At 67.7% G+C, this 18,438-nt stretch carries 17 protein-coding genes; 6 read left to right on the forward strand and 11 right to left on the reverse strand.

Annotated elements, in window-relative coordinates:
* Nucleotides 1-74: 74 nt before the first annotated feature.
* From uvrA to VHS75_RS05690, 4 genes are all read left to right on the forward strand, one after another.
* Nucleotides 75-2,999: an excinuclease ABC subunit UvrA gene (gene uvrA, locus VHS75_RS05675; RefSeq protein ID WP_329637635.1), complete on the forward strand. Its 2,925-nt coding sequence runs from the start codon at nt 75-77 to the stop codon at nt 2,997-2,999.
* Between the two features lie 106 nt (nt 3,000-3,105).
* On the forward strand, nt 3,106-4,206 hold the full coding sequence (locus tag VHS75_RS05680; protein ID WP_329637636.1) for an ISAs1 family transposase: 1,101 nt from the start codon (nt 3,106-3,108) through the stop codon (nt 4,204-4,206).
* A gap of 41 nt (nt 4,207-4,247) precedes the next feature.
* Nucleotides 4,248-4,637, forward strand: coding sequence for an endonuclease domain-containing protein (locus VHS75_RS05685; RefSeq protein ID WP_329637637.1), 390 nt, complete (start codon nt 4,248-4,250; stop codon nt 4,635-4,637).
* Nucleotides 4,638-4,734: 97 nt separating this feature from the next.
* Nucleotides 4,735-5,346, forward strand: a complete 612-nt coding sequence (locus VHS75_RS05690; RefSeq protein ID WP_329637638.1) for a glutathione S-transferase family protein — start codon at nt 4,735-4,737, stop codon at nt 5,344-5,346.
* Here VHS75_RS05690 and VHS75_RS05695 read toward each other — a convergent pair.
* On the reverse strand, nt 5,343-6,170 hold the full coding sequence (locus tag VHS75_RS05695) for a hypothetical protein (protein WP_329637639.1): 828 nt from the start codon (nt 6,168-6,170) through the stop codon (nt 5,343-5,345). The two genes, VHS75_RS05690 and VHS75_RS05695, sit on opposite strands and share 4 nt — an antisense overlap.
* A gap of 11 nt (nt 6,171-6,181) precedes the next feature.
* Nucleotides 6,182-7,027, reverse strand: a complete 846-nt coding sequence (locus VHS75_RS05700; RefSeq protein WP_329637640.1) for a hypothetical protein — start codon at nt 7,025-7,027, stop codon at nt 6,182-6,184.
* A gap of 216 nt (nt 7,028-7,243) precedes the next feature.
* Here VHS75_RS05700 and trmFO point away from each other — a divergent pair, with 216 nt between their 5' ends.
* Nucleotides 7,244-8,656 carry a methylenetetrahydrofolate--tRNA-(uracil(54)-C(5))-methyltransferase (FADH(2)-oxidizing) TrmFO gene (trmFO, locus tag VHS75_RS05705; RefSeq protein ID WP_329637641.1) on the forward strand — a complete coding sequence of 471 codons (1,413 nt, stop codon included), beginning with the start codon at nt 7,244-7,246 and terminating at the stop codon, nt 8,654-8,656.
* A 13-nt stretch (nt 8,657-8,669) separates the two neighbouring features.
* Here trmFO and VHS75_RS05710 read toward each other — a convergent pair whose 3' ends face one another.
* From VHS75_RS05710 to yajC, 7 genes are all read right to left on the reverse strand, one after another.
* Nucleotides 8,670-10,280, reverse strand: coding sequence for an L-lactate permease (locus VHS75_RS05710; RefSeq protein ID WP_329637642.1), 1,611 nt, complete (start codon nt 10,278-10,280; stop codon nt 8,670-8,672).
* Between the two features lie 111 nt (nt 10,281-10,391).
* Entirely contained in the window at nt 10,392-11,093 is a 702-nt protein-coding gene (locus tag VHS75_RS05715; RefSeq protein WP_329637643.1) for a squalene/phytoene synthase family protein, read from the reverse strand.
* Nucleotides 11,094-11,161: 68 nt separating this feature from the next.
* Complete coding sequence (locus VHS75_RS05720) at nt 11,162-11,776, reverse strand: urate hydroxylase PuuD (RefSeq protein WP_329637644.1); 615 nt, start codon at nt 11,774-11,776, stop codon at nt 11,162-11,164.
* Between the two features lie 68 nt (nt 11,777-11,844).
* Nucleotides 11,845-12,204 carry an Mth938-like domain-containing protein gene (locus tag VHS75_RS05725; protein ID WP_329637645.1) on the reverse strand — a complete coding sequence of 120 codons (360 nt, stop codon included), beginning with the start codon at nt 12,202-12,204 and terminating at the stop codon, nt 11,845-11,847.
* Between the two features lie 13 nt (nt 12,205-12,217).
* Nucleotides 12,218-13,189 (reverse strand): protein translocase subunit SecF, encoded by a 972-nt coding sequence (gene secF, locus VHS75_RS05730; RefSeq protein ID WP_329637646.1) that lies wholly within the window; start codon nt 13,187-13,189, stop codon nt 12,218-12,220.
* A gap of 12 nt (nt 13,190-13,201) precedes the next feature.
* Nucleotides 13,202-14,809 carry a protein translocase subunit SecD gene (gene secD, locus VHS75_RS05735; RefSeq protein WP_329637647.1) on the reverse strand — a complete coding sequence of 536 codons (1,608 nt, stop codon included), beginning with the start codon at nt 14,807-14,809 and terminating at the stop codon, nt 13,202-13,204.
* A gap of 16 nt (nt 14,810-14,825) precedes the next feature.
* Complete coding sequence (gene yajC, locus VHS75_RS05740; protein ID WP_329637648.1) at nt 14,826-15,182, reverse strand: preprotein translocase subunit YajC; 357 nt, start codon at nt 15,180-15,182, stop codon at nt 14,826-14,828.
* 126 nt (nt 15,183-15,308) lie between these two features.
* Here yajC and VHS75_RS05745 point away from each other — a divergent pair, with 126 nt between their 5' ends.
* Nucleotides 15,309-16,148, forward strand: a complete 840-nt coding sequence (locus tag VHS75_RS05745) for an ATP-binding protein (RefSeq protein ID WP_329637649.1) — start codon at nt 15,309-15,311, stop codon at nt 16,146-16,148.
* On the opposite strand, the gene VHS75_RS05750 is transcribed toward VHS75_RS05745, so the two are convergent.
* Both VHS75_RS05750 and VHS75_RS05755 read right to left on the reverse strand, forming a co-directional pair.
* On the reverse strand, nt 16,145-17,659 hold the full coding sequence (locus VHS75_RS05750) for a LysM peptidoglycan-binding domain-containing protein (protein ID WP_329637650.1): 1,515 nt from the start codon (nt 17,657-17,659) through the stop codon (nt 16,145-16,147). The genes VHS75_RS05745 and VHS75_RS05750 overlap by 4 nt on opposite strands.
* Before the next feature lie 112 nt (nt 17,660-17,771).
* A complete protein-coding gene (locus tag VHS75_RS05755; RefSeq protein WP_329637651.1) occupies nt 17,772-18,431 on the reverse strand; it encodes a protein-L-isoaspartate(D-aspartate) O-methyltransferase in 660 nt (219 codons plus the stop codon).
* Between the last annotated feature and the right edge of the window lie 7 nt (nt 18,432-18,438).

The following is an 18,438-nucleotide window of genomic DNA, read 5'->3' on the forward strand; positions in this document are numbered from 1 at the left end:
TGTGACTCGCGGACCTACATTGGATCGGCGCTCGACAGGACCTTCCGCGGGCGTTTTCGTGTTTCCGGGACAGCATGGCCGAACAGCTGAATTTCATACGCGTTCGCGGGGCGCGTGAGCACAACCTGAAGAACGTCAGCCTGGACATTCCACGCGGCGAGCTCGTCGTGCTGACCGGGCTGTCGGGTTCCGGCAAGAGCTCACTCGCTTTCGACACCATCTACGCCGAGGGCCAGCGCCGCTACGTCGAGAGCCTGTCGTCCTATGCCCGCCAGTTCCTGGAGCTGATGAGCAAGCCGGATGTGGACCTGATCGAGGGCCTGTCGCCCGCGATCTCCATCGAGCAGAAGACCACCAGCCGCAATCCGCGCTCCACCGTGGGCACGGTGACCGAGATCCACGACTACATGCGCCTCTTATGGGCCCGCGTCGGCGTGCCCTATTCCCCGGCCACCGGCCTGCCCATCGAGAGCCAGACGGTCAGCCAGATGGTCGACAAGCTGACGGCGCTCGACGAGGGGACCCGCATCTACCTGCTGGCCCCCGTGGTCCGCGGCCGCAAGGGCGAGTACCGCAAGGAGATCTCCGAGTGGCAGCGCGCCGGCTTCCAGCGCCTGAAGATCGACGGGGAATTCTACCCGATCGAGGACGCGCCCGCCCTCGACAAGAAGTTCAAGCACGACATCGACGTGGTGGTGGACCGGCTGGTCGCCAAGGGCGGCCAGGAAACCCGCTATGCCGACTCGATCGAGCAGGCGCTGCGCCTGGCCGACGGTATCGCCATCGTCGAATGGGCCGACCAGCCGCCGGGCTCGGAAGACGACCCGCCGCGTCGCCTGATCTTCTCCGAGAAGTTCGCCTGCCCGGTTTCCGGTTTCACGATCAGCGAGATCGAGCCCCGACTGTTCTCGTTCAACAACCCCTACGGCGCCTGCCCGGTCTGCGACGGCCTGGGCATGAAGCTGGCCTTCGACGCCGACCTGGTGGTTCCGGACAAGGACAAGACCCTGCACAAGGGCGCGATCTCGCCCTGGGCCAAGGGCCCCTCGCCGCTCTACACCCAGACGCTGCAGGCGCTGGCGCGGCACTACGACTTCTCGATGGACGTCCCGTTCTGGAAGCTGCCGGACCAGGCCAAGCAGGTGATCCTGCACGGCTCCGGCGCGGAGAAGATCCGCTTCATCTACGACGACAACGCCCGCAAATACGAGGTCAACAAGACCTTCGAAGGCGTGCTGCCGAACCTGGAGCGCCGCTGGCGCGAGACCGACTCGTCGTGGGTGCGAGAGGAACTGGGCCGCTATCAGGCGGAGACGCCCTGCGAAGCCTGCCACGGCTATCGACTGAAGCCCGAAGCCCTGGCGGTGAAGATCGCCGGCAAGCACGTGGGCGAGGTCAGCCAGCTTTCCATCAAGCACGCTCACGAGTGGTTCGAGGGTCTCGAAACCCAACTCACCGACAAGCAGATGGAGATCGCCCGGCGGATCCTGAAGGAGATCACCGACCGGCTGCGGTTCCTGGTCAATGTCGGGCTGGACTACCTCGACCTGTCGCGAGCCTCGGGCACGCTGAGCGGTGGCGAGAGCCAGCGCATCCGGCTGGCCAGCCAGATCGGTTCAGGCCTGACCGGCGTGCTCTACGTGCTGGACGAGCCCTCCATCGGCCTGCACCAGCGCGACAACGCGCGCCTGCTGGTCAGCCTCAAGGGCCTGCGCGATCTCGGCAATTCGGTGCTGGTGGTGGAGCACGACGAGGAGGCGATCCTCACCGCCGACCACGTGATCGACATGGGGCCGGCCGCCGGCGTCCACGGCGGCGAGATCATCGCCGAGGGCACGGCCGAAGACATCATGGCCGAGCCCAGGAGCATTACCGGTCAGTATCTTTCCGGCGCGCGCGAGATCGAGGTGCCGGCGGAACGGCGGCCGATCTCCAAGAAGAACGTCCTGCGTGTCATCGGCGCCACCGGCAACAATCTGAAGAAAGTCACCGCCGAGATCCCGCAAGGCACCTTCACCTGCATCACCGGCGTCTCCGGCGGCGGCAAATCGACCTTCACCGTCGAGACCCTCTACAAGGCCGCCGCGCGAAGACTGCACAACGCCTCCGACGCGCCCGCGCCCTATGAGCGGATCGAGGGGCTGGAGCTGTTCGACAAGGTCATCGACATCGACCAGTCGCCGATCGGGCGCACCCCGCGGTCGAACCCGGCGACCTATACCGGCGCCTTCCAGCCGATCCGCGACTGGTTCGCGGGCCTGCCGGAGGCCAAGGCCCGCGGCTACGGCCCCGGCCGGTTCAGCTTCAACGTCAAGGGCGGCCGCTGCGAGGCCTGCCAGGGCGATGGCCTGATCAAGATCGAGATGCACTTCCTGCCCGACGTCTATGTCACTTGCGACGTCTGCCACGGCCGGCGCTACAACCGCGAGACTCTGGAAATCCTCTTCAAGGGCAAGAGCATATCCGATGTTCTTGATATGACGGTCGATGAGGCGGCGGAGTTCTTCAAGGCCGTGCCGGTGCTGCGCGAGAAGATGCAGACGCTGAAACGTGTGGGTCTCGGCTACGTCAAGGTCGGCCAGTCCTCGACCACGCTATCCGGCGGCGAGGCGCAGCGGGTGAAGCTCTCGAAGGAACTATCGCGCCGGGCCACCGGCAAGACCCTCTACATCCTCGACGAACCGACCACCGGCCTGCACTTCGAGGACACCAAGAAGCTCCTGGAGGTGCTCCATGAGCTGGTCGACCAGGGCAATACGGTGGTCGTCATCGAGCACAACCTCGACGTCGTGAAGACCGCCGACTGGATCGTCGACTTCGGCCCCGAAGGCGGCGACGGCGGCGGCGAGATCGTCGCCACCGGCACGCCCGAGCAGGTGGCCGGAAACACCAAGAGCTGGACCGGCCGCTACCTGGCCGAACTGCTGGAACGCCAGGCCGGACGCCGGCGCGCCCAGGCGGCGAAGTCGAAGCCGGCGAAGACGGCGGTCAGCGCGTAAACATCCCTCCTCTTTAGGGCAGGGGAATCGCATGTGAGTAGCTGAAGGTGTTGCGGCTGGGATCGTGTTGGATTCTTTGTGGGCTTTGCAGAGATGTGGAGCCCGGATGCCGGTTGTTGAGATCCTGGGTGAGATACCCGACCCGCGCCGTTACAACGCCCAGCATGATCTGACGGACATTTTGTTCGTCGCCTTTGCGGCGATGCTGTGCGGAGCGACGCATTGCACGGAGATGGCGATCTTCGCCGAGGCGCGGCTTGAGCTTTTGCGTCAGTTCGTTCCGCTGAAGGAGGGCGCGCCCAGCCATGACACCTTCAGCCGGGTGTTCCGCGCCTTGGACCCGGCGGCGTTCAACACCGCGTTCCAGCGCCTGATGGCGGCCTTCGGGCTGCAAGCGCGCCAGGATAGCGCCGGCCAGCTGGCTATCGACGGCAAGAGCCTGCGGCGGGCCTATGAGAAGGGCCGCGCCCACATGCCCCCGCTGGTGGTCACGGTGTTCGACTGCGAGAGCTTCCTGAGCCTCGCCCAGGCGGTGGCCGGCGCCGGCGGCGAGGCCGAGGCGGCGATCGCGGCGCTGCAACTGCTGTCCCTCGATGGCCGGCTGGTCAGCGGCGACGCCTTGCACTGCCATCGCAGGCTGACCCAGACCGTACGCGAGCGGGGCGGCCATTACCTCCTGGCCATCAAGGGCAACCAGTCCAAGCTGGCCGCCGAGGCCCGCGCCGCCCTCGACAAGGCCGCCGCCAACCCCAGGACCGCCATCGCCGAGACCCACGACGAGGATCACGACCGCGACGAGGTGCGACGCTGCTTCGTCATCCCGTTCCGCCAGAGCCCCGGCAAGAACGCCCTGGTGGACCTCGTCGCCGTCGCCCGCATCGAGCGCTGGCGCACCGTCGGCGCCAACACCACCCATGAGGTGTGCGCCTACGCCCTCTCCCGGCGCATCACCCCGGCCGAGGCCCTGCGCGCGGCCAGGACCCACTGGCAGATCGAGAACAGCCTGCACTGGCAGCTCGACGTCCTGATGGCTGAAGACCAAACCCGCAGCCGCAAGGACAACGCCCCCGCCACCCTCGCCGCCCTCAGACGAATGGCCCTCAATGTCCTCAGAGCCGACCCCGCCAAGATCCCCCTCTCCCACAAACGACTCAAAGCCAGGTGGGACGATCAAGAACTCATGCGGCTCATGACTCACATGCGATAGCCCTGCTCTTTAGGGGAGGGATAGGCCGCGAAGCGGCCAGGGTGGGGGAATCACGACTGGTCACAACGCCAACCGCGAGAGCGCGCCGCCTTCGCAACAACATGACCGAACCCGAAGTCTGGCTGCGGGCCCGGCTCAAGCGCCTGCACGCGCAAGGATTCCACTTCCGCCGGCAGCGCCCCTTCCACGGCTACTATCTCGACTTCGTCTGTATCGATCACTTGCTTGTGGTCGAGGTGGACGGCGGGCAGCACAACGATCCCCTGCAAGCAGAGCACGATGGCGTCCGCGATGTGGTGCTGAAGCGCGCCGGCTATCTGGTGATGCGATTCTCGAACTCGGCTGTTCGGACGGACATCGACAGCGTGATGGACGCGATCGTGCTGGCGTTGGAAGCTCGGCCTTCGGTAAGAGGAAAGCCTAGTGACTGAACGTCGCGCTTGAACGCGAGACCCCCACCCGTCCGGCGCTGCGCGCCATCCACCCTCCCCTAAAGAGGAGGGATTCAATCCTAGGGAGCACCAATTCATGATCCTCTACGGCGCGCCGAATCCGGCCCCCAATCCGCGCCGGGTGCGCATCTTCCTGGCGGAAAAGGGCATCGAACTGCCCGAAACCCGCGTTGACATGATGAAGCGCGAGCACAAGTCGCCGGAGTTCCGGGCCAAGAACTCCATGGGCCAGCTGCCGGCGCTGGAGCTGGACGACGGGACCTGCATCGCCGAGACCGTCGCCATCTGCCGCTACTTCGACGAGACCCAGCCGGACCCGCCGATGTTCGGGACAACGCCTGTGGAGATGGCCCTGGTCGACATGTGGGTGCGCCGCACCGAGTTCACGGTGATGATGCCGGTGGGCAATTTCTGGCGCCACGCCCACCCGCGCACGGCCGCCCTGCTGACCCAGTTCAAGGACTTCGGGGAAAGCAACAAGGAGACCTACAAGGGCGCCCAGCGCTATCTCAACCGCGAGCTGGAGGGGAAGACCTGGCTCACGGGCGAGCGTTTCTCGATGGCCGACATCTGCCTGCTGACCACCGTCGATTTCGCCGGCTGGATCGGCCTGCCGCTGGAGGACGAGTACGAGCACCTGAAGGCCTGGCACGGCCGCGCCTCGGCCCGGCCCAGCGCCACCGCTTAAGCCGCGGGAGCCTCGGCGGTCAGGGCCTTGTAGGCCGCGGCCCAGGGCGTCCAGCCGATGGCGATCGCGAAGGGGCCGAACACGAAGGGCGCGATCGCCTGCAGTAGGAAGAGGCCGGGATGGTTGCGGAAACCCTCCGGTCCGGCCAGATCGCCGAGTTCCCGGAAACCGACCACGGCCAGGGTCAGCAGGAAGAACAGGCCCCAGACCAGGACGCTCACCAGCAGCCCCAGGCACCCGCACAGCGCCGTCATGCCGAGCAGGGCCCAGCCCTGCCCGCGCGTCAGCCGCCAAGATCGCGCAAAGTCGATCCGACGCTCGGCGACGCAGATCGGCAGGACGAAGCCCAGGCGCAGGCCGAGCCAGACCCCTACGCAGATCGCCGCCAGGCCGACGACGACCGGCCCGGCGCTGCCGACCGGTCGAACGGCCCGCGCCAGAGCCACGGCCGCCAGCGCCAGGGCGCCGACGCCCAGTCCCAGGACCAGGCTCGCGCCGACGGCGCGCAGTTCATCCGGGCCGAACCGCAGATAGAGGAAGCCCCGCTCCTCCGGCCGGAAGATCGCGCGGAACAGCGCCGTGCCGATCATCAGCTGGACGACGAGGGTCGCGATCCCGACGATCGGTCCGCCGACGGTCTGGCCGATCTGCCCGGGGTCGCCGCCGACCACCGTCACCGCGGTCACGCCCACCAGGATGAAGACGATCACCACGGCGAAGATGGCCAGCAGGTTGAAGCCGGCCCAGCCCAGGACCACGCGCCAGTGGTTGCGGATCACCTGGAACCCCTCCAGGGCCGCGTCGCTGGCGGAAAAGCGGGTCACGGTCGGGACGCTCAGCCCGCCTCGGGCTGGGCGGTCAGCGGTTGGGCCGGGGGCCAACCGTGCAGGTGCTGATAGGCCACCGCGCCCGGCGCGGCGATCACGGCGTTGTAGAGCGCGCTGAACACGCTGGAGACCACGGTGTAGGCGATCACGCCGATGCTCAGATAGCTGCGCAGCGAGGTCTCATCCGCGTTGAAGATGCCGCGGATGTCCGAGAGCTGGCCGCCGGTCAGCAGGACGACCACGCCGGCCACGCCGGTGAAGACCACGATCAACAGCAGGCCGATCACCGCGATGCAGGCGATCGCCAGGACATAGGCGCCCAGCAGACGCCAGAACTGCCCGTGGGTGAGTCGCCAGGACTCGAAGATCGCCAGGCGTCGCTCGGCGAAGGTCGCCACCGGCGCCAGCGACAGCCGAACCAGCACGAAGATCACCAGGCCGAAGGAGAACAGCGAGGTCGCCGCGCCCACGAAGTCCGCGACCGTGGCCCCGGCGACGGAGGCCAGGGCCGTGATGATGGCCGAGGCGATGGTCAGACCGACCACCAGGCAGATCGTCAGGCCGACATAGATCAGCGTCAGCCCCATGAGCCGCAGTTCGTCGGCGCCCAGCCGAATGTAGCCGAAGCGGGTGTCATCATGGCGGAAGATCAGCCGATAGACCGCCGCGGCCATGATGCACTGCACCGCGAGCCCCAGGAACAGGATCGGAGCCACGACGATCAGGGCGTCGAGAAACTGCCCCGCCGTGGGTGTGTCGCTGGCGCTCATGGTCTCGAGGCCATGCCGGACGTTGGCCGGCATGAACACCGTGCTGATCGACGCGATCACGCTCACCACGAACGAAACGATCACCCACGCGCCGAACGCCCGTGGATTCTCCCGCGTGACCCGAAATCCCTCTAGCGCAGCGTCTGAGGCTGAAAAGCCCGCCATCCTCGTCCCTACAGGCCCGACCCCACAACGTAGGAAAACGAGTCGGCCCCCCTTTAGATGCAAGGTTGGGGCTGACGACCCCCACCTGCAAGGCCCCGCTCGCGATCCGCGCGGATCGTTGCTAGTTAGCCACGCATGAAACCAGAGCCTGTACATGTGGTGGGCGGCGGCCTGGCGGGCTCGGAGGCCGCCTGGCAGATCGCTGAGGCGGGCGTGCCCGTGGTGCTGCACGAGATGCGCCCGGTGCGCGGCACCGACGCGCACCAGACCGACCGGCTCGCGGAGCTGGTCTGCTCCAACTCCTTCCGCGCCGATGACTGGACCGGAAATGCGGTCGGGCTGCTGCACGCCGAGATGCGCCGGCTGGGCTCAATTATCCTCAGCTGTGGCGACGCCCACCAGGTGCCGGCCGGCGGCGCGCTCGCCGTCGACCGCGACGGCTTCGCCGAGGCGGTGACGGCGCGTCTGGAGGCTCATCCGCTGGTGACCATCGCCCGCGAGGAGGTCGCCGGCCTGCCGCCCGCCGACTGGGACAGCGTGATCGTGGCGACCGGGCCCCTCACCTCGCCCGCCCTGTCGGCGGCCATCCTCGACCTGACCGGCGAGGGTGAACTGTCGTTCTTCGACGCCATCGCGCCCATCGTATACTTGGAGAGCATCGACTTCGACGTGGTCTGGCGCCAGTCGCGCTACGACAAGGAAGGCCCCGGCGGCGACGCGGCCGCCTATATCAACTGCCCGATGGATCGCGACCAGTACGAGGCCTTCATCGACGCCCTGCTGGCCGGGCCGAAGTCGGAGTTCAAGGACTGGGAGCACGTCCCTTACTTCGACGGCTGCCTGCCCATTGAGGTGATGGCCGAGCGCGGCCGCGAGACCCTGCGCCACGGGCCGATGAAGCCGGTGGGCCTGACCAACGCCCACAAGCCCACCGAGAAGGCCTGGGCCATCGTCCAGCTGCGGCAGGACAATGCGCTGGGCACGCTGTGGAACATGGTGGGTTTCCAGACCAAGCTGAAGCACAGCGCCCAGACCGAGGTCTTCCGGACGATCCCGGGCCTCGAGAAGGCGGTGTTCGCGCGCCTGGGCGGCCTGCACCGCAACACGTTCCTGAACTCGCCGCGGCTGCTCGATGGGAGCCTGCGCCTCAAGGCCGCCCCGCGCCTGCGCTTCGCCGGCCAGGTGACCGGCGTCGAGGGCTATGTGGAAAGCGCCGCGGTGGGCCTGCTGGCCGGCCGTTTCGCCGCCGCCGAGCGCCTGGGCCACGCCGTCACGCCGCCGCCGGCCACGACGGCTCTGGGGGCGCTGATCGGCCACATCACCGGCGGGCACCTGGAAGGTCCGCAGAATGGGCGCGCGGGCTCGTTCCAGCCGATGAATATCAACTATGGCCTGCTGCCGCCCCTGGAGGGCCCCAAGCACGGCGCCGACGGCAAACGCCTGCCGCACAAGGAACGTGGCCGGGCCAAGAAGCGGCTGGTGGGTGAGCGGGCGCTGGTGGACCTGGACGGCTGGATCGCTGGCGCGCCGGCCCTGGCGGCGGAGTAGCCGCAACCGCGCCCTAGTGCGCCGGGATGATCCAGGGGATCAGGAACTGCTGGGCGGCCACCAAGGCGCCCAGGATCACCGTCAGCACGATGCTGTGCGGGAAGGTGCGTGCGAAGATCCGGCCCTCTTGCCCGGTCAGGCCGGTCACCGAGACGCCAGTGGCGATATTCTGCGGCGAAATCATCTTGCCCATTACCCCGCCTGAAGAATTGGTAGCGGCGAACAGCACCGGGCTCAGGTGCAGCTGATTGGCGGCGACGACCTGCAGATTGCCGAAGAGCGCGTTGCCTGACGTGTCGCTGCCCGAGAGCATCACCGCCACCCAACCGAGGAACGGCGACAGCAGCACGAAGGCATGTCCCGTGGACGCCGCGCCCAGGCCGAGCGTGTAGGCCAGGCCCGAGTAGTTCATCAGATAGGCCAGGCCCACGATCAGCATCACCGTCACCACCGCTTTCCACGCCTGCCGCACCGTTTGCACGGCGCAGCCGAAGAAGGCGGCCGGCGAAAGCCTAACCGCCGCGGCGGTGAGGATCGCCGCCAGCAGGATCGCGGTGCCCGTGGCCAGGGGTTGGAACGTCCAGACGGCGGCGTAGGGCTTATCATGGTAGAGGGTGATCGAAATCGCCTTGTCCAGCGCAGGCCAGTGGATGTTCTGCTGGCCGAAATTGGCGACCTTGAAGATGGTCCACAGCACCACCGTCGCCGAGATGATCGCCCAGGGCAGCCAGCCCTGCCAGGCCGGCGGCGCACCGGCCGGCCGAGCTTCCAGCGCCGCCTCGTCCTGGATCGCAAAGGCTGGGTCGGGCGCCGGGCGCCAGACCCGCAGGAAGGCCAGGGTCACCAGCAGCGAAAACAGTGACGCAAGCACGTCGGTGAGCGTGTAGTCGATGTAGTTGGAGGCCGCGAACTGGCCTGCCGCGAAGCTTAAGCCCGCCACCAGCAGCACAGGCCATAGCGCCCGGATTGAGCGCCAGCCGCCATAGAGCCCCATGACGTAGAACGGCAGGATCGCCGCCATCACGGGCAACTGCCGGCCGATCATCGCGGCGAGCGCGTGGACCGGCAGGCCGGTCACCGAGCCCAGCACGGTCACGGGCGCTCCCAAGGCGCCGAAGGCGACCGGAGCGGTGTCGAAGATCAGCACCAGGACCAGAGCATCCATCGCCGGAAATCCAACAAGGATCAGCAGCGACCCGGTGATCGCCACCGGCGTCCCGAAGCCGGCCACGCCCTCCAGCAGCGCGCCGAAGCAGAAGCCGATCACGATCAGCACGATCCGCCGGTCGTTCGGCACGTTGGTCAGCAGCCAGGATCGGAAGGCGTCAAAGCGCCCCGAGACCACTGCGATGTTGTAGACCAGTAGGGCGGCCAGAACGATCCACATCACCGGCCAGAGGGCGAACACCGCCCCGTTGGCGACCGCGCTCAGCGCCAGGGTCGCGGGCAACTTCCAGACCATGATCGCGGTCACCAGTCCCACGGCGAGCCCGCCCAGTGACGCCTGCCAGGCGGGTCGGCGAAGGACGCCCAGCAGCAACAGGACCGTGAGGATCGGCAGGGCCGCGACCAGGAACGACAACGGCAAGCTGTCGCCGACCGGCGTCAGAAGCTGCTTGAACACGCGAAGCCTCCCATCCCTGAGGGCGGCCTCTCGACGGGCTGCCTCGTCGGCGAAGCTTGGCGGACGGTCGCCGATTGGCAAGCGGCATCTCGCCGGCCGCGTGACGGCTGGCTAGATCCGCCCCCGAGCCACGGCGATGGTCAGGCGCAGCCTGCGGGCGAAGTCGTTGGTCGAGGGCCGACCGGCCAGGGCGGCGTGGGCGATCGCCGGGAAGGCCGCGACGCTGAGCGCGCGAGAGGCGCTGCGCGCGGCGTGGATCACCTTCAGGAACGTGGGACGCAGTTCCGGACTCACGGCGAGCCGCTTGCCCAGCGCCCAGGCCGAGCCGCCGGCCAGCGCCATCTTGGCCTCGGTCTTCGGGTCCAGGACCTGGGCGGCCAACTGGGCCGTCATGCCTCCGGTGTCGCGGGCCCAGTCGAGGACGTCGGCCTCGTTCATCGGCTCGGGGTCGAGTTCGCGGTAGCGCGCGTCGATCAGGGTCTCAAGGTCCGCCCGCACCAGGCCGCGGCGCTCCACCGCCCGCGCCAGCGCCTGGACGGCGGGGTGATGCCGCACCGGGCGGCCCTCGAAGATCTCCTCCAGCGCCTCGCGCCACCAGGTCAGGCGCATCTCGCCCAGCAGGGCGTTGGACGCCACCTTCGGCGCGCGGGCCAGTTCGTTGTCGAAGGCGTAGATGGCCACCACGTCCGCGCGGACCTCGACGCCGCCGATGAACCGGCTGGACAGCCAGCGGTCGGGATCGACGCGGCGGATCATGGCGTCGAGATCGCCGGCCTCGGCGCTCGGAGCTTCCGGTTCGCTCATCTGGGTCATCGACATGGCCCCTATTGAAAAGGCCCGCCGGTTAAGGCGGGCCTTCCCGACGTCAGAAATCGCCGCCGTCAGCCGAAGACGGTCTGCGACATAGTCATGGCCACCAGCATCGGCAGCGACAGCATTAGGTTGGTGCGCGAGCCCAGCATGGCCATCCGCGCCGCCTTGGCCTTGGTGTCGGCGTCCGCCTCGACGAGGCCCAGGGCGCGCTTCTGGTTCGGCCAGATGATGCCCCACACGTTCAGCATCATGATGATGCCCAGCCACATGCCCAGGCCCAGCAGGGCGTACTGCTTGTGGCTAGAGGGATCGCTGGTCCCGACCAGGCCAAAGCTCAGCGTCTGGACGATGTAGCCGCGGCTCCCGGCGATCGCCAGGCCCATGATCACCGTCGCCAGCGCCGACCAGCGGAACCAGAACAGCGCCTCAGGCGCGATGTATTTGGAGACGCCGGGCTTCAGCTCGGCGGGGACCTGCGGCATCACGCGGATCTGGACGAAGTTGAAATAGTACAAGAGCCCGATCCAAAGGATGCCGAAGAACACGTGCATCCAGCGCATGACGGCTTGGATGAAGGCCGGCCCGGCGCCTTGAGGCCCCGTGGCGTAGGCGACGATCATCACCACCGCCAGCAGGAAGCCGACAATGAAGGTGTTGCGGAAGTTGGAAAGTAGTCCAGCCATTGGTGAGCCCTCGCGATTCCTACCCTGACGGTCAGGTATAGGGCGTTTTGACGCAGGCGGAAACCGGATCAGACGGCGATCAGCGCGAGCGCCAGTCGCCGGCCTTCCGAGGTCAGCACATTGTAGAGTTTGGCGGCGGCGGGCGTGTCCATGAACTCCAGGCCCATGCCGGCGGCCAGCAGCGCCTCGCGGATCGCCCGCGGCGGCTGGGCGTTGCGCGCGCCCACGCCGAGCAGCAGGAATTCCACCTCGGCGCGGCCGGCCTCGAACACCGGCGCGAGCGACTCCAGGGTGAGCTCGGCGAGGCTCCTCACCGGCCAGGCCTGCGCCTTGTCACCGACGATCAGCAGCGATCCCTCGTGCCGCTCGCCGGACAGGCGGAAGCCGCCGTCGCCATAGGCGTCGATGGAGGGCGCGTCGCGGGCCACGGGCGCTGCGCCCCTAGCGGACGGTCTGCGGCTTCAGCGGCTCGGCCGGCTCGTCGGCGCCGCCGCGCTTGACGCCCCAGAGCATGATCACGGGGGCGGCGATGTAGATCGACGAATAGGTGCCGATGGCGATGCCGAACAACATGATCACCGAAAGCCCATAGAGCGTCGGCCCGCCGAACAGGGCCAGCGCCACCAGGGCCAGGACCGCGGTCATGCTGGTGATGATTGTCCGGGTCAGCATCTCGTTGATCGACATGTCGATCACCTCGCCCAGCGGCATGGACTTGTACTTGCGCAGGTTCTCGCGGAACCGGTCGAACACCACGACCGTGTCGTTCATCGAATAGCCGATGATCGTCAGGATGGCGGCCACCGAGCGCAGGTCGAACTCGATCCGCAGGACCGCGATCATCCCGAAGGTCAGGAAGACGTCGTGGAACAGCGCCGCGACCGCGCCCAGGCCGAACTGCAGTTCGAACCGGAACCAGATGTAGAGCAGCATCGCCAGGATCGCGAGGCCAAGACCCAGCAGGCCCGACGAGAGCAGCTCGCCGGAGACCTTCGGGCCGACCACATCGGTGGAGACGAACTTCACCTTGCCGAGCGTGGCGGTGAGCTTGTTCTGAACCTGGGTGACCGTGGCGCTGATGTCCGCGCCCGGCGCGGCCTGGAAACGGACCATGGCCGAGGACGGCGCGCCCAGGGTCTGGACGCTGATGTCGGTGACGCCCATCCCCTCCAGGGCCGCGTGGACCTTGGCGGGATCGATGGCGGTCGGCGCGGAGGAGATCTCCATCACCGTGCCGCCCTTGAAGTCGATGCCGCAGGCGAGGCCGCCGCACGGCGGCTTGAACGGATAGAGGGTCAGGAACAGCGAGCCGATGATCGCCAGCACCGAGAGGGTGGCGAACACGCGGGCCAACCGCACAAACCGGAAGTGGGTGCGGACGGGAAGGACCTTGATCAGGGGCCAGAAGCTCATTTTCCAGGCCTCCTAAGCGATCGGCAGGGTCTTCGGACGGGTGGCTTTGAACCACCAGGCCAGAAGAACTTGGGTGACGAGTACGGCGGAGAACACCGTGGTGAGCACGCCGATGGAGAGTGTCCAGGCAAAGCCCTTCACCGGGCCCGAGCCGATGTTGAACATGATCGCCGCCGAGAACATGTGGGTCATGTTGGCGTCGAAGATGGTGCCCCAGGCGCGGGCGAAGCCCGCCTCCATCGAGGCGATCAGGCTGCGCCCGGCGCGCAGTTCGTCGCGCATCCGCTCATAGATCAGCACATTGGCGTCGACGGCCACGGCCAGCGTCAGGATCAGGCCTGCGATGCCGGGCAGCGTCAGGGTCGCTTGGGTGAAACTCATCACCCCGATGATCATCAGGGCGTTGACCGCCAGCGCGATCAGCGAGATGCCGCCGAACAGGCCGCCGTAGATCAGCAACATGAAGACCATGGTGGCGACCAGGCCGACGACAGCGGAGGTGGTGCCGGCCTTGACGGCGTCGGCCCCCAGTTCAGCGCCCACCGTCCGCTGCTCCTCGACCTTCATCGGCGCCGGCAGCGCGCCGGCGCGCAGCAGGACGGACAGGTCGTTGGCGCTTTCGGTGGTGAAGTGGCCGGTGATCTGGCCCGATCCGCTCGGGATCACCCCATTGATGACCGGGGCCGAGATCACCTTCTTGTCGAGGACGATGGCGAAGCGCTTGCCGATGTTGTTGCGGGTGATGTCGGCGAAGCGGGTCGAGCCCACCGAGTTCATCCGGAATTGAACCAGGGCGCCGAGCCCGCCCTGCTGATCGAAGCCGGGCTGCGCGTTGGTCAGCATCTCGCCGGTGATCGGGGCGCGCTTCTTGACCAGGTACTGCGGCTGGATGCCATCGGTGGACGGGATCACTTCGTCGCCCGGCGGGATGCGGCCGGCGGCGAGGTCTTCCGGCGAGGCCTGCTCATCGACCATCTGGAAGGTGAGCTTCGCAGTCTGGCCGATCACGTTCTTCAGCCGCTCGGGGTCGTTCTCGCCGGCCGCCTGGATGTCGATGCGGTCCTTGCCGCGACGGGAGATGTCCGGCTCCTTGGTGCCCATCTGGTCGATCCGGCGACGGATCACCTCGATGTTCTGCTCCACGGCGCGGGAGACCTCCGCATCGAAGGCCTCCGGCACGAAGGCGACCCGGATGCGCTGGTCGGCCAGGGTGGAGACGGTGACGTCTCGTCCGCCCGTGGTGCCGGCGAGAGGCGCGCCGATGGTGCCGCGCAAGGCGTTGGCCGCGGCGGTGACCTGGGCCGGATCGGTGACGCGAACCCCGATCTCGCCATTGGTGACCGCCAAGTCGGTGAAGGCGATATTCTTGTCGCGGAAAGTGGTGCGGATGTCCTCGGCCATGTTCGTGAGGCGCTCGGTCCGCAGCGCGGCGCTATCCACCGAATAGAGCAGGTCCGAACCGCCCTGCAGGTCCAGGCCCAGGTGCAGCGTCGAGTGCGGCATGAAGGCCGGCAGACTGTCGCGGACCTTGGCGGGCAGCAGGTTCGGCAGGGTGAACAGGAGGCCGAACACCGTCGCCAGGACGACGACGATCACCTTCCAGCGGGCAAGGTTCATCATGAGGGGAAGACGCTCTTCAGGTCTTGGCGTCGTTAGCCGGGGCCGGCGTTCCGCGCGCCTGCACCTCGGAGATCATCCCCTTGCGCACCTTGACGGTGACGCCGGTCGCGATCTCGACGCCCACGTCGGCGTCTTCGACGCGCACGATCTTGCCATGCACGCCCGACGACAGGATCACATTGTCGCCGCGCTTCAGGCCGCCCAGCATCTCCTGGTGCTTCTTCATGCGCTGCTGCTGCGGACGGATCATCAGGAAGTAGAAGAGGACAACCAGGCCGACGAGCGGCAGGAACTGGACCAGCATGTCCATAGGACCGCCGCCACCAAGGGCGCCGCCGCCGAGGGCTTGAGCATAGGCTGGGGTCGCGAACATGGACTCTCCGGAAAACAGTGCGGCGGCGGTCTTTTGGAGACCCCCGCTCGAAGTCGGCGGAAGCTATGCGCTGCGCCTCCGATTTGCAATGGAACGCCGCCGGAGGCCGGGTTAAGCGTCGCAACGATGACACATGAGTTGGACCCCGTGCTGGCGCGGATCGCCGACGCCCTGGACCGCCTGGCGCCCACAAAGGCGGCTGAGCCGGCGTTCGCGACCGCGCGCCTCTTCCGCCACGACCCTGTGACCGGCGGCTTCCACGCCGCGCCGGACTATCCCCTGCCCTTGGCCGCCCTGGTGGGCGTCGACCGGCAGAAGGAACGGTTCGTCGAGAACCTGCAGCGCTTCGCCGCAGGGCTGCCCTACAACCACGCCCTGCTCTGGGGCGTACGCGGTACGGGCAAGAGCTCACTCGCCAAGGCGGCCTTCATGGATGTGTCGACCAAGTCCGCCGATCTGAAGCTGGTCGAGGTGGACCGCGATCAGGTCACGCAGCTCCCCGCCCTGTTCGACGTCCTGCGCGCGCGGTCCGAACGGTTCGTGGTGCTCTGTGACGACCTATCCTTCGAGGAGGGCGCGGACGCCGCCAAGGCCTTGAAGTCAGCGCTGGAAGGCGGCGTCAGCGGGCCGCCGGCCAATGTGCTGTTCGCCGCCACCTCCAACCGCCGCCACCTGATGCCGCGCGGTCACCAAGAGGACCGCGGCCTGGTCGCCGCCGCCGAGGACGCCGAGGAGGAGGTCAGCGTCTCCGACCGCTTCGGCCTGTGGATCGGCTTCCCGCCCATGGACCAGGCGACCTACCTGGCCGCCGTGCAGGGCTATGCAAAGCGCTATGGCCTGAAGGCGGCCGATCTGGACCGCCGCGCGCTCCAGTGGGCGCAGCTGCGCGGCGCGCGGTCAGGCCGCGTCGCCTGGCAGTTCATCCGCGACCTGGCGGGCGAGCTCGGGAAACCCCTGCCGCTCTAGTTCTTCGGCGGCAGGACCAGCTTCGGGTCGATCGAGCGGGCGCGGTCCGTCGGGCTTGGAGTGTAGCGCACTTCGAAGTGGACCTGCGGCTCCGGCACGCCGCCCGTATTGCCGGCTTGGCCGACCTGCTGGCCCTGAGTGACCTTCTGCTGGTTCTTCACGTCGATGCGCGAGAGGTGCGCATAGACCGTGGCCCAGCCGTCGGCGTGCTTGATCAGCACCAGGTTGCCGAAGCCCGGGACCTGATCGCCGGCATAGACCACGTCGCCGTCGGCGGAGGCGCGCACCGGCGCGCCGGCCTCGGCCTGGATGTTGATGCCGTCGTTGCGCTGGCCGCCGGTCTTGGGGCCGAAGTCCGAGAGGATCGCCCCGGTGATCGGCCAGGTAAAGCGCCCCTTGCCCATCTGCGAGATCTGCGCGTCCGTCGGCCCGGGCGTTGAGGGCGTCACCGAGGGCGGAGCCTGGCCGCCGGGCGGCGCGTAGGGAATCGGATGGGCCGGCAGGGTCGGCTCTTCGCGGCCGCCAGGGACATAGGGCTGCGGATAGCGGATCGACGGGCGCAATTCGGCCGGGGCGTTCCGATCGTGATAGCCGTCCGGCAGGAAGACCTTCTGACCCGACTTCACCGACAGCACTCGCTTGGAGAGCTCGTTCTCGGCGCGCAGGCTGGCGACGCTGACCCCGAACCGCTGGGCGATACTGGCGAGCGTATCGCCGGGCTGGGCGGTGTAGAAATGCTCGGCGAAGCTCGGGCCGCGCAGCACCTGTCCGGCGTGCACCGCATTGCCTTTCAGATGGTTCAGGCGCTTCAGCGTCCCGACATCGGTGTCGAGCTTGTCGGCGGCCTTGGCGATCGTGTCGCCCTTCTTGACCTTGTAGCTCTCACCCTTGGCTTCGCGAGTGACTACCGTGCCCTGGGCGGAGCGGTCCGGCGCGGCGCCGCTGCTCTCCGCCGGCTCGGCGGCGCCTTTGCCCTTACGGCCCTTGGCGCCCTTGGAGGCCGTAGCGTCGGCGGCCTTGTCGTCCGGCTGGTCGTCGGCGGCCTCGACGGCGGGCGCCTTGTAGTCCGCCGGGAGGCGGATCTGCTGGCCCGGCCGGATCGAGGTCTTGGCCGTGAGGTCGTTTTCCTGACGCAGCTCGTCGACGCTGACGTGGAAGCGCTTGGCGATCGAGAAGACCGTGTCGCCCTTGGCCACCACATAGGCCTTCTTGGTGACGGGCGGGCCCTTGACGACGTCGCCCGGTTGCAGGACCGAGGTCTTCTTCAGGCCATTGGCGCTCATCAGCTCGGCGACGGTGGTGTCGAGCTTGTCGGCGATCTTCTCGAGCGTATCGCCCTTCTTGACCACATAGGCGCCTCGTTCGCCCTTGAGCGTCACGATCTTGCCGTTGGCCGCCGTCGGCGCGGCGTCCGCCGCGGCCTTATGCGCCGTCTTGGCAAGCGCCGGCCCCGTGCAAAGCACGGTCGTGGCCAGAAGGATCAGGGTCGATCGCTGCAGGAAATGCGTCATCGCCGCTCCGGATTGTATTTGGGCATGAGTCGGGGCGTCACGGTTGATGATGGGTTAACCGGCCCCACCGCGCCAACCCGCAAAGCCGCCGCAAGCCTCTTGCTTGTCTTGGTCAAAGTTCTTTCGCCACCCCGTCGAGCAGGGGCACGAACCGTACGTCGGTCAGCGCCTCGATGGTGAACCCCCCTTTTCCGTCGCCTGTATAGCGCTTGAGGCTCTGCACCGGCCCCTTGCCGATCGGCGCTACCAATATGCCATTGGGTTTCAATTGGGCCAGCAAGGCCGTCGGCTCATCAGACGCGGCGGCTGTGACCATAATGCGGTCGAACGGCGCCTGCTCGGGCCAGCCCTCGCCGCCATCGCCGAAGCGGGTGATCACGTTGGTCAGGCCCAGCGCCTTGAACCGCGCCTCCGCCTCGCGCATCAGCGTCCGATAGCGCTCCACCGTGTAGACCAGCCGTGAGAGCTTGGAGAGGATCGTGGTCTGGTAGCCGGACCCGGTGCCGATCTCCAGCACCCGGTCGCGCTTGTCGACCTTCAGCGCCTGGGTCATCAGGCCGACGATGAACGGCTGGCTGATGGTCTGGCCGCAGGCGATCGGCAGGGCGCTATCTTCGAAGGCGCGGTCCTTGAACAGGTCTGGCGTGAAGGCCTCGCGCGGCGTGGTCTCGATGGCGCCCAGCACCGCGGGCTCGCTCACCCCTTGCGATCGCAGGGCGAGGATCAGGCGGGCCAGCCGCGTCTCAGCCGTGTCGTCGTCTTTCTTCGCCATTCTCAAG

The sequence above is a fragment of the Phenylobacterium sp. genome, from assembly GCF_036264965.1.
Taxonomy (GTDB): domain Bacteria; phylum Pseudomonadota; class Alphaproteobacteria; order Caulobacterales; family Caulobacteraceae; genus Phenylobacterium.

Coding starts and splice junctions, on each gene's coding strand:
- VHS75_RS05690 (WP_329637638.1), top strand. CDS start 4,735: ATGATCCTCTACGGCGCGCCGAATCCGGCCCCCAATCCGCGCCGGGTG.
- VHS75_RS05750 (WP_329637650.1), bottom strand. CDS start 17,659: ATGACGCATTTCCTGCAGCGATCGACCCTGATCCTTCTGGCCACGACC.
- VHS75_RS05680 (WP_329637636.1), top strand. CDS start 3,106: ATGCCGGTTGTTGAGATCCTGGGTGAGATACCCGACCCGCGCCGTTAC.
- VHS75_RS05755 (WP_329637651.1), bottom strand. CDS start 18,431: ATGGCGAAGAAAGACGACGACACGGCTGAGACGCGGCTGGCCCGCCTG.
- secD (WP_329637647.1), bottom strand. CDS start 14,809: ATGATGAACCTTGCCCGCTGGAAGGTGATCGTCGTCGTCCTGGCGACG.
- trmFO (WP_329637641.1), top strand. CDS start 7,244: ATGAAACCAGAGCCTGTACATGTGGTGGGCGGCGGCCTGGCGGGCTCG.
- yajC (WP_329637648.1), bottom strand. CDS start 15,182: ATGTTCGCGACCCCAGCCTATGCTCAAGCCCTCGGCGGCGGCGCCCTT.
- secF (WP_329637646.1), bottom strand. CDS start 13,189: ATGAGCTTCTGGCCCCTGATCAAGGTCCTTCCCGTCCGCACCCACTTC.
- VHS75_RS05720 (WP_329637644.1), bottom strand. CDS start 11,776: ATGGCTGGACTACTTTCCAACTTCCGCAACACCTTCATTGTCGGCTTC.
- uvrA (WP_329637635.1), top strand. CDS start 75: ATGGCCGAACAGCTGAATTTCATACGCGTTCGCGGGGCGCGTGAGCAC.
- VHS75_RS05745 (WP_329637649.1), top strand. CDS start 15,309: ATGACACATGAGTTGGACCCCGTGCTGGCGCGGATCGCCGACGCCCTG.
- VHS75_RS05715 (WP_329637643.1), bottom strand. CDS start 11,093: ATGACCCAGATGAGCGAACCGGAAGCTCCGAGCGCCGAGGCCGGCGAT.